12 protein-coding genes are annotated in these 12,439 nt (G+C 64.3%); 8 read left to right on the top strand and 4 right to left on the bottom strand.

The features are described from left to right. Positions 1–26: 26 nt before the first annotated feature. From CHU95_RS06385 to CHU95_RS06355, 7 genes are all read left to right on the top strand, one after another. Positions 27–737 (top strand): carbonic anhydrase, encoded by a 711-nt coding sequence (locus tag CHU95_RS06385; protein WP_094455138.1) that lies wholly within the window; start codon positions 27–29, stop codon positions 735–737. Between the two features lie 30 nt (positions 738–767). Then, positions 768–1,409 carry a LolA family protein gene (locus tag CHU95_RS06380; RefSeq protein WP_094454871.1) on the top strand — a complete coding sequence of 214 codons (642 nt, stop codon included), beginning with the start codon at positions 768–770 and terminating at the stop codon, positions 1,407–1,409. A 22-nt stretch (positions 1,410–1,431) separates the two neighbouring features. Beyond that, positions 1,432–2,205, top strand: a complete 774-nt coding sequence (locus CHU95_RS06375) for a gamma-glutamyl-gamma-aminobutyrate hydrolase family protein (RefSeq protein ID WP_245837908.1) — start codon at positions 1,432–1,434, stop codon at positions 2,203–2,205. Positions 2,206–2,308: 103 nt separating this feature from the next. Next, positions 2,309–3,550, top strand: coding sequence for a metal-dependent hydrolase family protein (locus CHU95_RS06370; RefSeq protein ID WP_165772046.1), 1,242 nt, complete (start codon positions 2,309–2,311; stop codon positions 3,548–3,550). Positions 3,551–3,657: 107 nt separating this feature from the next. After that, the gene (locus CHU95_RS06365; RefSeq protein WP_245837906.1) at positions 3,658–4,929 is read left to right on the top strand and encodes a 3-phosphoshikimate 1-carboxyvinyltransferase; all 1,272 of its coding nucleotides are present in this window, start codon (positions 3,658–3,660) and stop codon (positions 4,927–4,929) included. Positions 4,930–5,080: 151 nt separating this feature from the next. After that, a complete protein-coding gene (gene mutM, locus CHU95_RS06360; RefSeq protein ID WP_094454865.1) occupies positions 5,081–5,923 on the top strand; it encodes a bifunctional DNA-formamidopyrimidine glycosylase/DNA-(apurinic or apyrimidinic site) lyase in 843 nt (280 codons plus the stop codon). Positions 5,924–5,945: 22 nt separating this feature from the next. Further along, positions 5,946–6,332: a hypothetical protein gene (locus CHU95_RS06355; RefSeq protein WP_094454863.1), complete on the top strand. Its 387-nt coding sequence runs from the start codon at positions 5,946–5,948 to the stop codon at positions 6,330–6,332. Positions 6,333–6,372: 40 nt separating this feature from the next. Here CHU95_RS06355 and CHU95_RS06350 read toward each other — a convergent pair whose 3' ends face one another. From CHU95_RS06350 to CHU95_RS06335, 4 genes are all read right to left on the bottom strand, one after another. Then, entirely contained in the window at positions 6,373–6,801 is a 429-nt protein-coding gene (locus CHU95_RS06350; RefSeq protein ID WP_094454861.1) for a DUF4167 domain-containing protein, read from the bottom strand. A 279-nt stretch (positions 6,802–7,080) separates the two neighbouring features. Continuing rightward, complete coding sequence (locus CHU95_RS06345; RefSeq protein WP_094454859.1) at positions 7,081–7,464, bottom strand: VOC family protein; 384 nt, start codon at positions 7,462–7,464, stop codon at positions 7,081–7,083. Between the two features lie 79 nt (positions 7,465–7,543). After that, a complete protein-coding gene (gene prmC, locus CHU95_RS06340) occupies positions 7,544–8,404 on the bottom strand; it encodes a peptide chain release factor N(5)-glutamine methyltransferase (RefSeq protein ID WP_425435950.1) in 861 nt (286 codons plus the stop codon). After that, the gene (locus CHU95_RS06335; protein WP_245837904.1) at positions 8,401–11,007 is read right to left on the bottom strand and encodes a helicase-related protein; all 2,607 of its coding nucleotides are present in this window, start codon (positions 11,005–11,007) and stop codon (positions 8,401–8,403) included. Before CHU95_RS06335 ends, prmC begins: the two co-directional genes overlap by 4 nt. A gap of 81 nt (positions 11,008–11,088) precedes the next feature. Here CHU95_RS06335 and CHU95_RS06330 point away from each other — a divergent pair, with 81 nt between their 5' ends. Beyond that, the gene (locus CHU95_RS06330) at positions 11,089–12,438 is read left to right on the top strand and encodes a hypothetical protein (protein WP_133065454.1); all 1,350 of its coding nucleotides are present in this window, start codon (positions 11,089–11,091) and stop codon (positions 12,436–12,438) included. The last annotated feature ends 1 nt before the right edge of the window (position 12,439 follow it).

Here is a 12,439-nt window from a genome sequence, read left to right as displayed (position 1 = left end):
GACCTTCCGTACATGCGGGGCGCACCATGCCGAAGGATCTGATCAAAGGGTTCCGGGAATTCCGGCGCACCAGTTTCAAGCAGCAGCGGGGCCTCTTCCGCACTCTTGCCTGGGCGGGGCAGAAACCCAAGGCCGCCCTGATCACCTGCTGCGACAGCCGTGTTGACCCAACCCTGATTTTTGCGTCACAGCCCGGCGACCTGTTTGTTGTTCGCAACGTGGCCAATCTGGTGCCGCCTTATACACCCAACAAGGATTATCATGGCACTTCTGCCGCCCTTGAATTCGCCGTGCGCGAATTGGGGGTGCAGCTTCTTGTTGTCATGGGGCACAGCCAGTGCGGCGGTGTTGCGGCGCTGCCCAAGGATCGCAGCGACCAGAAATCGGACTTCGTCGATCACTGGATGTCGATTGCGGAACCCGCACTGGCCGCACTGCGCGACGATTTGCCGGCTGGCACTGATCCTGACCTGTCAGAACTGGAACGTGCTGTTGTCCGCCTGTCACTGACCAATCTGCGCACCTTCCCCTGGATTGCGGAGGCGGAAAAGGCGGGAAAGCTCCGGCTCTGTGGGATGTTGTTCGATGTGGCGGGCGCAGAATTGCACGTGCTGGACAATACCAGTGGGCAGTTCCAGCCAGTATCGCCGCCGCGCCCGCGCTTCCATTCCACTTTGTCGGCCACCACGACGGCCGCTGTGAGCGACCGCCCCGAAGATGGCGCAGGCCCTACATAATCCGGCCATGATCGGCGGCTAAAAGAAACCATGCGCAAGATCATCCTGGGCCTTCTGGCCGTCGCCACCCTCTGTTTGCCCGTCGCCGCCCAGACCAAGGGCAAAGCGCCGCCGCCACCAGCCCTGACTTCGGAGCAGCAGGCACGCCTGCCGGCGATTGAGGCCTACCTCAACGATATTCGCAGTCTGAAATCGCAATTCATTCAGTCCAGTGATGACGGCGCCCCCCTGGCCACCGGCACGTTTCAGATGCTGCGCCCCGGCCGCATGCGCATCGATTATGATGGCAATGGCAACTACATCGTGGCTGATGGCCGTTTCGTCTATTTCTGGGATGCAGAGGTCAAGGAACAGCAGAACGCCCCTATCGGCAGCACGCTGGCCGATTTTCTGCTGCGGGACAAAATCACTCTGGCGGGTGATGTCACGGTGGCGCGGGTTGGCGACGACGATGGCCTGCTGGAAATCACGCTGGTCCAGACCAAAGAACCCGGCCAGGGCAGCCTGACCCTGGTGTTTGAGGAGCGGCCCTTCTCGTTGCGCAAATGGCGGGTGCTGGATGCGCAGGGGCGGACCACGGAAGTAGCCTTGCAGAACCCTCAATTCGGCGTCAGCCTGGATAAGGAACAGTTTTACTTCCGTGAACCTGGTCGCCAACGGGAACGAGACTGAGCCATTGGGAGACTGTGCCAAGATGACCAACCCCGTCTCCATCGTTCGCAGACCGTTGGTCGGGCTGCCCTGTGATGCACGGGATCTGGGGCCGCATCCGTTCCATGTGGTGGGCGATAAGTATATCCGGGCCGTCAGCCACGGGGCCGACTGTCAGCCGCTGCTGATCCCGGCCCTGGGGGATTGGTGGGACATTGACGGGTTGCTGGACCGGCTGGATGGACTGTTCCTGACCGGCAGTCCCAGCAACCTGCACACCAGCCATTATGGCCTGCCCGAGGCGATGCTGACACCACCGTTGGACCCCGCCCGTGATGCCACCACCCTGCCGTTGCTGACGGCGGCGTTGGCGCGCGGCACGCCTGTCTTTGCCGTCTGCCGGGGGTTTCAGGAACTGAATGTGGCCCTGGGTGGCACGCTCTATCCCCGTATTCAGGAGGTTCCGGGCCGCATGGATCACCGGGAACCAAAAGACGCACCCCTAGACGTGCAATATGCTCCTGTCCACCCTGTCTCCCTCACCCCTGGCGGCCAGTTTGCCCGCATCACTGGCGTGGGAGAAATGATGGTGAATTCCCTGCATCAGCAGGGGATCGATCGCCTGGCCGACAGCTTGGCGGTGGAGGCCGTCGCGCCCGATGGCCAGATTGAAGGTGTCTGGTACACGGGCGGGCCTGGTTTCGCCCTGGGTGTGCAATGGCATCCGGAATGGCGCTTCTGGGAAAACCCGCCTTATGCGTCCCTCTTGTCCGCCTTTGCGGCAGCCGTGCGGGACTATGCGGCGACGCGGGCCTAGCGTTCACGTCCCCAACCGGCCGGCCTTTTTCCTGTCATCCGTGATTTCGCCAGGACCCCTTGCTATGCTGACGGCCGGTTTTCCTGGCGGAGAAGACGCTTCCATGTCCGACCAATTGCTTCTGTCCGGTGGTCTGCTGTTCGATGGGCTGTCGGCTCCGCAACCGGGGATGGGTGTACTGGTCAGCGACGGGCGCATCGCATCGGTAGCACCTGTGGGTGAATTCGACGGTTATGCGGGCCCGCGCCAGGATACGGCCGGTGGAACCCTCATGCCGGGTCTGGTGGATGCGCATGTGCATTTGGCATTGGAAGCGACAGGTGATGTTGTCACCACCCTTCGCCAGCGCCCGATGGGCGACCTCACCCTGCGCCTGCTTGAAAACGCCCAGGTGACCCTGGCTGGTGGCATCACGTCCATCCGTGACCTGGGTGGTGTTGAATGGTTAGAAATCGCCGTGCGTGATGCTATCCGCGCGGGGCGGCATGTCGGGCCGTCCATGCGCTGTGCCGGCAAGGCTCTGACCATCACCGGGGGGCACGGGGCCTGGATTGGTATCGAATGCGACGGTCCGAATGACTGGCTTCGCGGCGTGCGCACCAATGTCAAGCATGGGGCTGACTGTATCAAGCTGATCGCCACCGGCGGGGTGCTGACCGGCGGTGTTGACCCGCTTGCCCCGCATCCGGCAGAAGCCGAATTGGCGGCTGCCGTCACCATGGCCCATGATTTCGGGCTGAAGATCACCGCCCATGCCCAGGGCGCGCGGGGCATTGCACGGGCCGTGGCGGCGGGAGTCGACTCGGTCGAACACGGGTTCGAACTGACGGATGCCCAGATCGCCATTATGATCGACAAGGGGGTGCGGCTGGTGCCAACGCTGGCCGCCATGATGTCCTTGCTGGAAATGAAGGACCGGCTGCCCGCCTTTGTCCGGGCCAAGGCAGAACGGTTCGGTACTATGCATTTCGACAGTTTCCGCCGCTTTGTTGCGGCGGGTGGTGTCGTGGCCATGGGCACCGATGCGGGCACCCCTGGCAACCGCCATGGGGAGAATGCGCAGGAACTTCGGCACATGGTAGCGCTGGGCATGGACCCGCTGGCTGCCTTGAAGGCGGGCACTTCTGTCGCCGCCGATCTGCTGGATTTTCACGACAGGGGACGGGTAACGGCGGGGGCAGCGGCGGACCTGCTGCTGGTGTCGGGTGACCCCGTGGCCGATATCGCGGCGGCGGCGGATGCGTCGCGTCATCTGGCCGTGTGGAAGGACGGTGTCCGGGTTAGCCTGCCACGCCAACCCGCGTTGCAGGGTTTCTTCACGCCGGCATCGGCTGCCGGCTTCTGACGCAAAGCGCCCCTGTGGCAAATGGCATGGCAAAAGGGTTTTCCGCCTGCCCGCCCGCTTGCTAGGGTCGCGACCTGTTTCGTGGGTGGCAAGCAGGGGGATTGGTGATGGCGATGGTGACGGGCAAGGCGGCATTGACAGTCATCCCGCCGACCCATGCCCTGATGGGCCGGGTTACCCCGCCAGGGTCAAAGTCCATTACCAACCGTGCCCTGCTGCTGGCCGCCTTGGCTGCTGGCACCAGCCGTCTGACCGGTGCCCTGAAAAGCGACGATACGCGGCATATGGCCAATGCCCTGCGCCAAATGGGCGTGACCGTCGATGAACCCGACGCCACAACCTTCATCGTGACCAGCAATGGCCAACTTATGGCCCCGGCCGGTCCGTTGTTTCTGGGCAACGCCGGTACCGCGACACGCTTCCTGACGGCCGCCGTTGCCAGTGTGAACGGTACGGTTGTTGTCGATGGCGATGAACATATGCGCAAGCGGCCCATCGCCCCCCTGGTCAAGGCGTTGGCGGCCTTGGGTGTCGATCTGGCGGCGCCGACCGGCTGTCCGCCCGTAACGGTGCATGGTCGTGGTGCCCTGGCGGGGGGGCGGGTGGAGATTGATGCCGGCCTGTCCAGCCAATATGTCAGCGCCATCCTGATGGCCGCCGCCTGTTCGACCGGCCCCATTGATATCGCGCTGACCGGCAGCGATATCGGGGCGCGGGGCTATATCGACCTGACGGTTGCCGCCATGCGCGCATTCGGGGCCGCAGTGGAACAGAAAGATGCTGCCACCTGGCGGGTCTTGCCCACCGGTTATCGTGCGGCCGATTACAGTATCGAACCCGACGCCTCCGCGGCGACATATCTGTGGGCGGCGGAGGTGCTGACCGGTGGCCGAATCGATCTGGGCGTGCCAGCGGATGCCTTTACCCAACCTGATGCCTGTGCGCAGATGGTAATTGCACAGTTCCCCGATATGCCCGCCATCATCGATGGGTCGCAGATGCAGGATGCGGTGCCGACGCTGGCCGTGCTGGCGGCTTTCAACAACAGCCCCGTCCGGTTTACTGGCATTTCTAACTTGCGGGTCAAGGAATGCGACCGCACCCGCGCCCTGTCCACAGAACTGTCCAGGATCCGGTCTGGTCTGGCCTGGGAAGAGGGGGACGACCTGATCGTGGCCGCCGACCCCGCCCTGGCTGGCCAGACCCTCCCCACCGATATCCACACCTATGCCGACCATCGCATTGCCATGTGTTTTGCCCTGGCGGGGCTGAAAATTCATGGCATCACCATTCTGGATCCAGGCTGTGTGGCAAAGACCTATCCGGGATATTGGGATGCGCTGCGGTCGCTGGGGGTGGACTTGCGGGATGGCGCCTGACCATGGTTCAGCGACCAGCTTTCCCGGTTTCACCCAACATCACGGCATAAATCCAGGATTTAGGCCAAATCCAAGGCTTTACGGGCCATCTCGCACAAGGGACCGGTCCCATGCTATCAGGGCCGGGTCCTTCGCGTTACCGAGCCTGCCCATGCCTGAATTGCCCGAGGTGGAGACCGTCCGAAATGGCCTTGCCCTGAAATTGCAGGGCCGACGACTGGTACGCGTCGACCAGCACCGCCCGGACCTACGCTTTCCCCTGCCAATCGATTTTGCCCAGCGCCTTACGGGGCGGCAGGTTCAGTCACTGGATCGGCGGGCCAAATACATCCTGATCCGGGTCGAGGGCGGTCTGGTCTGGATGATCCATCTGGGCATGTCGGGCAGCATGGTGGTGAAGCCGGGACCGGCTGGCCGACCGGCTGCCCACGACCATCTGGTCTTTCACACCGATGATGGCTGGGTCGTCACCTATAATGACACGCGGCGCTTCGGCTTCATGGATCTGTTTGATGAGGCGGCGATGGACAGCCATCCCATGCTGGCCGGTCTGGGGCCGGAACCGCTGGGCAATGGGTTCCATGCGGATGGCCTGTCGGGCCGGTTGCGCGGACGGGCTGCCCCAATCAAATCCATGCTGCTGGATCAGAAGGTGGTGGCGGGCTTGGGCAACATTTATGTCTGCGAGGCGCTGTTCCGCGCCGGCATCGACCCGACCCGCAGCGCTGACAGCGTGGCAGGCGCGGATGCTGAGCGTCTGGTCCCCATCATTCGTGACGTGCTGAGTGAGGCCATCGCGGCCGGCGGGTCGACCCTGCGCGACTTTGTGCAGTCGGATGGGGAACTGGGTTATTTCCAGCACAGTTTCCAGGTCTATGGCCGTGAAGGAGAGGGATGCGGTCGATGTGACTGCGACCCCGCGGCCACCGGTGGCGTAAAACGTATCACGCAGTCTGGCCGATCCACCTTTTTCTGCCCCCGGTATCAGCATTGACGCCTTGGAGGACGTAACGACCATGCCGCTTCTGTTCCGGCGCCTGACCCCCTTGCTTCCCGCCCTGCTGGTTCTTTTGGCCATCATCATGGCGCAGTCGGCCAAGGCCGACTTTGTTCCTGGAACAGAGGATGTACCATTGGCGCCCGGTCTGACGGCCATGGCGGACGATGCGCTGGTTTTCGATAATCCGACCGGCCGCATTGTGCAGGCCACGGCCACCGGCAGTACCAATGCCGATGCGGTCACCCGCTATTACACGGACACGCTTCCTCAACTGGGCTGGGTGCGCGGCAGCGACGGTCGTTGGACGCGGTCGGGTGAAGTCCTGGATATTGCCATCGCCACAGATGCTACGACCCGGCGCCTGACGGTGCGGTTCCAGTTGTCGCCGCGCGCGGAACGCTGATCGTTCCGCACGCCACCACCGAGGGATTACCGGCAGCCCGTCAGGCCGCCGGTTGGTCGCTTTCGGCATCGGACGCATCAGGCCCGCCATCATCCTGGCCATCGGCCTCGTCGCCTTCATACCCGCCATCATGGCGGGGAACAGGCTGCCGGGCGCGGCCTTCCTGTTCATTGATCTGGCAGATGATGCGGTAATAATGTTCGGCGTGCTGCAGATAGTTTTCCGCAGCTACCCGGTCACCGGATGTATGAGCATCACGCGCCAGCGCCTGATACTTCTCATAGACCTGGAAGGCATTGCCACGGATACGCACGTCCGGGCCGCTGCTGTCGAAATTTTGGTGACGCAGCGGGACATTCTGACGGCGGTTGCCGCCGTTATTGCCCCCGCCATTGTTACCGCCACCGTTCCCGCCGCCGCCATTACCGCCGCGACCACGACCACGCCGCTGATTGGGTCCCTGTCTCATTCGCTATATGCTCGGCCCCTGGTTTTTTCGAGCCCCCGGACACCCTGTCGTCCCGTCTTATCCGTTTTTATCGGCCTTGACCTTCTCGGCTGGCGAAAAATCGCCCTGCCCTGGGACGCAAAAGCCCCGGTCCGAGGGCTTTGCCACGGCAGGCGCCCCACGCGCTGCTACCGTCCGAAGCGGACCCTAGCGATAGTCGCTTTGCATTCCAAGGGTTTTTTATCGGGCCGTTACAGACGGGCGTTAAATTCCCCCGCCTGTAACGCCAATTGCCGGTGTTTAAGCCGGCAGCCTGTGCAGGGCACAGAGCTTGTTGCCCGCCGGATCGCGCAGATACGCAAGATAAAGCCTGATATCCCCCATGCTGCGTTCACCGGGCGGGTCTTCACAGGGGGTGCCACCGGCCGCGATGCCCGCGGCATGCCACGCTTCAACCAGTTCGGGGGAAGCCGCCGCGAACCCGATGGTGCCGCCATTGGCGCCCGTTGCCGGTTCGCCATTGATGGGTTTGGTAATGCCCAGAATGCCGGTCGACGTGCGGTAGAAAACCCGCCCCTTCGCATCAATGGTGCCAGGCGGGATGCCAAGGGCGGCCAGAATCGCATCATAGAAAGCCTTGGATGCGTCGATATCATTGGCACCAAGAATGACGTGGCTGAACATCTCACTCTCCTTCAAGGGCATGGCGAACGCCCGCCGGCCTGTCTAGGCCGGGAAGGATAGGGAGAGGACAACAGCGCCGTCAACCGGGGTGCGTCCCCAGTGCCACACGGTCGCGCCCGCCCAGATCGCACAAGGTGACGACATCCCGGAACCCGGCCGCCCGCAAAAGGGTCGCCACGGCCGGTCCCTGGTCAGCCCCATGTTCAAATCCGACCAATCCGCCCTGAGACAATAGCAGGGGCAAAGCCTGTGCCAGATGGCGGTAAGGGTCCAGGCCGTCCACCCCGCCCGCCAGTGCCCGCCAGGGCTCGAACCGCGCCACTTCCGGGGCCAGGGCAGCGATATCGGCATCGGGGATATAGGGCGGGTTCGACACAATGATATCAAACGGGCCTGCCAAGGCATCTGCCCAGGAACCGGCCAGGAACGATGCGCGGTCGGCGAGACCGAGTGACCGCGCATTGTGAAGGGCCACGGCGGCAGCATCGGGCGACAGATCCACCCCCACACCAAAGGCCTGTGGATACTCAGACAACAGCGCCAGCACAATTGCCCCGGTACCCGTGCCCAGATCCAGGATTCGCCAGGGCCGATGCCGCTCGGCCCGCCGCTTCAACACCGCTTCGACCAACGTCTCGGTATCGGCCCGGGGGATCAGGGTCTCCGGACCCAGGGCCAGGGTGAGGCCCCAGAACTCCCAGTCGCCCAGGATACGCTGTACCGGTTCCCGTGTCGCCCGGCGGTCAACAAGGGCTTGGAAATCGGCGATAGCGGATTGGGGAACCGATACTCCATCCGCCCGGCGCAGACGGCTCAAAGTAATGCCAAAGGCGCGTTCGGCCAGATAGAGCAGGTCCAACCGCGCCTCTTCCACGCCCAGGGCCGTCAATCGTTCTTCCGCCGCGCGCAGCAAGGGTGCCAGATCGGCCATTGCGGTCATTTCTTCCTCCGGCGCCGGGGCTTACGTTCCGCGGGGGCGGGCGGGGTTGCCAGTTTCTCCGCCAGACCGGCCAGGGCGGCAAAGGGATTGTCGGCATCCACCACCACGCGCGCCGGTCCCCGTTGTGCCCCGTCCAGAGCCGATGTCTCCTCCGGCCGGCGCCGAACCCAGATATCGGGTGGTGTCTGCTGCCCTTCCAGCACTGGCGGCTTCTTGCGCAGGCGCCAGCCCAGGGCGGCCAGTATAGCCGGCATCTCCGCATTGCTGCCGGCGACCAGGGCAGCCAAGCCCGACAGGTCCGTCAGGCGCCCGTCCCCCGCACGATCGGCGATGGCCTGCTGCAACCGGTCAGCCATGTCGACCCGCACCGCGCGCGGTCCCAGCGGCAGATAGCCGGCGGCGCGCAGCAGACCGTCATCTGCCCCGTTGCGCAAAACCGAGATGCGGCCCGGCGGCGGCAGCGGGGCCGGCAGTGGCAGGCCGGCGCGCACCGACCAGAGCAGCCCCAGCATAGCGGCCGCTCTTGGTTTAATCAGGGCGGGCAGATAGAGATGTGCCGCCCCGAACCGCACGCCCAGTCGTTCCAGAGCGGTCATCATCTTCCTGTCGATCCCGGACAAAAGGCTGGCCACATCGCCGCGCGGCAGGAGGCCCGCTGCCTCGGCCAGTTGAAACGCCACTCCCCGCGCCGGGCCGGTCAGATCGGCGGTCGACAGGCGAACCAGGGGGGCGAGATCGGCGGCAACACGTTTTTGCACATAGGATAGCAGCCTTGTGCGTACCCGATCGCGCTGCGCCCCCTCCAACAATTCATCCCGCAACAGCCGGACACCAGGGAACAGCAGTCGTTCCCCCGGGATCAGCCGGGCCAGTTCCACCCCGTCCCAGCGGATGATCCCGTCGGCATCCAGGCTGAACTGGTCATCCGCCGCCCCTTCCACCCCGACCACCCGACGGGCGATCTCCTCGCGCAGGGCGCGGCGGGCGGCAGTCATCAAGGTGGGGTGATCATCCTCCCCCACATCGGCCTGCATGTCGAAGGCCAGACCTTTCAGCGCACCGACCGGGTGGCCTTCGACCACAACCGTGCCATCGGCTGCCACAAACCCGGTCAGGTCACGCCCGTCGCGCAGCGATTTCACCAGGCCGGCCGACCGTTTATCGACAAAACGCTGGGTCAGCCGTTCATGCAGGGCATCGGACAACCGGTCCTCAATCCCACGGGTGAGCGCCTGCCAGTGCTTGGGATCGGTCACCCAGTCGGGCCGGTGACTGATATAGGTCCAGGTGCGGACATGGGCGATGCGCGACACCAGCGTGTCGATATCACCGGTCAGATTATCCAGCCGCTGCACCTGGCCCGCGATGAAATCAGTGGGCAGTCGACCGCCCGGTGCCATCAGGTGGCGATAAAGCTGACCCAGCAGGCGGGTATGAGCATCCGTCATGGTCTTGCGGAAGTCCGGAACCTGACAGACCTCCCAAAGCATCTTCACCCCGCGCGGCCGGCGGGTAAGGCCCATGACCTCCCCATCGCCCGATAGGGCCTTTAACGCTTCCACATCGTCGGCCGGCCGCGCCCGGATCAGCAAGGGTGACGGCGGCCGTGCCTCCAGGGTGCGCAGCAGCCCCTCGACACTGCGCGTATCAAGGTCGCTGTTGCGCCAGACCAACTGCTGTAGCGGCGGGAACTCATGGTTCTCCACCGCTTGCACAATATCATCATCCAAGGGCGCGCAGTCCCAGGTGGTGCCGAAGGTGCCATCCGTCTGGTGCCGGCCCGCCCGCCCGCCGATCTGCGCCACTTCCGGGGCGGTCAGGCGGCGGGGCCGCTGCCCATCAAACTTGGTCATGCGGGCGAACCAGACATGGTCGACATCCATGTTCAGGCCCATGCCGATGGCGTCGGTCGCCACCAGATAATCAACATCGCCCGCCTGATACATGGCCACCTGGGCATTGCGGGTGCGGGGGCTGAGTGCACCCATCACCACGGCCGTGCCCCCGCGCGACCGACGCACCATCTCAGCCAGTTGATAAACCTCTGTCACCGAAAAGGCGGTGACGGCGCTGCGCGGCGGCAATTTGGTCAGTTTCTTGTGCCCGCCATAGGACAACCTGGAAAAGCGCGGGCGAGTGATGATCTCCACCTTGGGGATCAGTTTCTGGATCAAGGGGCGGATCATGTCCGAGCCCAGGAACATCGTCTCTTCGCTGCCGCGCGCATGCAGCAGTCGGTCGGTGAAAATGTGGCCGCGTTCATCGTCGGCACAAAGCTGGATTTCATCGACGCAGAGGAAGGCCACCTGCCGGTCCAACGGCATGCTTTCCACTGTACAGACCCAATAGCGCGGGGCCGGCGGGATGATCTTTTCCTCACCCGTCACCAGGGCCACCACATTGGCCCCTTTCATCCGCACCATCTTGTCATAATTTTCCCGCGCCAGCAGGCGCAGCGGAAAGCCGATCATGCCCGTGGCATGGGCCGCCATGCGTTCCATGGCCAGATAGGTCTTACCGGTGTTGGTGGGGCCCAGAACCGCCAGCACCCGGCCGGTGCCGACCGTCGCCAGCCCCGATGCCGAGGATGATTGCGCACACATGATGCTTATCCATGGGCGGAAGCCTGTGATAATGCAAGCCCGGCCATGGAAAAGCCATCTGTTGGCGACAGAAGATGGGCCATGAGAAAAGCGCTCCTCCTCCTCGCCACTTTGGCCCTCACCCTCGCCGCGCCTGCCGGGGCCAGCCCGGAACAGGCAGCCGCCCTGAAGGACATGCTGTCCCGGCGTCTGGCGGAATCAGCCATCAGCCGTGACCGGCTGCATGTGGAGCGCGTGCCCGATGTGGCCGTGACGGCAAAGGCGGGGATTTATCACCTGCGCATCCCCATGCTGCGCCTGGCCGCCAATGACGGTTGGATGGTGGAGGCACCGTTGGTGGAGGGCGACGCCACCCCCCGGCCCGACGGTTCCTGGCAGTTGAAACTGCGCGTGCCGCAGGGCTTGACGCTCTATGGCGGCAATGGCTTCCGGTTGGGCGATATCGCTTTGGGCCGACAGGCCCTGAACCTTGCCATCAGCGGCGATGGCCGCTCCCTGCTCTCTGCCGATCTGGATATCGGCAATGTGAGTTTCAAACCCGCTCTGGGGGCCGGCACCGGTTCCCTGTCGGCCCTGCGCCTGGTCCTGACGCCCAAGGCCATGAAGGATGGGGTGTGGAGCGGGCGCGTGTCGCTGACGCTCGATGCCCTGACGCTGAAGGACCCGATGGGCATCGACCGACTGGCGATGCAGCGTCTGCGCCTGGAGGGCGGGGCCGATGGTCTGGACATGCGCCGCATGGGCAACCTGCTGGCCAGCGGCGACCGCACCCACCTGGACCGCATCGCCCGCACCGCAGACCTGTCCGCCGATATTGCCGGATTTCGACAGGTGCGTGACGACGGCACGCGCAGTGCGCTGGAGATGGGCAAGGGTAAGCTGACGCTGTCCGGCCTGTCCTCGGCCAAGGCGGCCCTGTCGCTGGACTGGACGCATGAGGGGCTGAACCATACCGGTAACCGCCTGTCCCCTGACCTGTTGCCCGTCCGCGCCAGTATCAACCTGACCGGCACATCCCTGCCCAAGGCGTTGTTGACCGGGGCCAAACCGGCCGATGGCTGGACCCCTTCCCTGGCGGCGGCGGGCAGTGCCATCAAACTGTCCAAACTGACCCTCTGGAACCCCAACGTCACCATCCTGGGCCAGGGCGATTTCCGCTTCAGCCCCGGCAATACCAGCGGCGTGGCTGGGAATGCTGCCCTGTCGCTGCGCGGCGTGGACAAGATCATCACCGGCATCAATCAATCGATGGGCGCGAAGGGCGCCGCCCTGTCCATCGGCCTCTACGCCCTGCAGGGCCTGGGCCGCCTGGAATCCGGGCCCATGGGCACCACCCACCAATACACGCTGGCCATCACGCCGCAAGGTCAGGTCACCCTGAACGGCACCGACGCCACCAGCTTGTTCCGGGGTCTGGTGGCGGTGAATTGAG

This window comes from Niveispirillum lacus (assembly GCF_002251795.1).
GTDB lineage: Bacteria > Pseudomonadota > Alphaproteobacteria > Azospirillales > Azospirillaceae > Niveispirillum > Niveispirillum lacus.
Note: the sequence above shows the minus strand (reverse complement) of the source record. Positions and strands in the feature narration are given on the sequence as shown.

What these genes read in the sequence shown, in the direction of transcription:
- CHU95_RS06370 (WP_165772046.1), top strand. Translation starts at nt 2,309, where the DNA reads ATGTCCGACCAATTGCTTCTGTCCGGTGGTCTGCTGTTCGATGGGCTG.
- CHU95_RS06365 (WP_245837906.1), top strand. Translation starts at nt 3,658, where the DNA reads ATGGCGATGGTGACGGGCAAGGCGGCATTGACAGTCATCCCGCCGACC.
- CHU95_RS06350 (WP_094454861.1), bottom strand. Translation starts at nt 6,801, where the DNA reads ATGAGACAGGGACCCAATCAGCGGCGTGGTCGTGGTCGCGGCGGTAAT.
- CHU95_RS06375 (WP_245837908.1), top strand. Translation starts at nt 1,432, where the DNA reads ATGACCAACCCCGTCTCCATCGTTCGCAGACCGTTGGTCGGGCTGCCC.
- CHU95_RS06345 (WP_094454859.1), bottom strand. Translation starts at nt 7,464, where the DNA reads ATGTTCAGCCACGTCATTCTTGGTGCCAATGATATCGACGCATCCAAG.
- mutM (WP_094454865.1), top strand. Translation starts at nt 5,081, where the DNA reads ATGCCTGAATTGCCCGAGGTGGAGACCGTCCGAAATGGCCTTGCCCTG.
- CHU95_RS06380 (WP_094454871.1), top strand. Translation starts at nt 768, where the DNA reads ATGCGCAAGATCATCCTGGGCCTTCTGGCCGTCGCCACCCTCTGTTTG.
- prmC (WP_425435950.1), bottom strand. Translation starts at nt 8,404, where the DNA reads ATGACCGCAATGGCCGATCTGGCACCCTTGCTGCGCGCGGCGGAAGAA.
- CHU95_RS06355 (WP_094454863.1), top strand. Translation starts at nt 5,946, where the DNA reads ATGCCGCTTCTGTTCCGGCGCCTGACCCCCTTGCTTCCCGCCCTGCTG.
- CHU95_RS06330 (WP_133065454.1), top strand. Translation starts at nt 11,089, where the DNA reads ATGAGAAAAGCGCTCCTCCTCCTCGCCACTTTGGCCCTCACCCTCGCC.
- CHU95_RS06335 (WP_245837904.1), bottom strand. Translation starts at nt 11,007, where the DNA reads ATGTGTGCGCAATCATCCTCGGCATCGGGGCTGGCGACGGTCGGCACC.
- CHU95_RS06385 (WP_094455138.1), top strand. Translation starts at nt 27, where the DNA reads ATGCCGAAGGATCTGATCAAAGGGTTCCGGGAATTCCGGCGCACCAGT.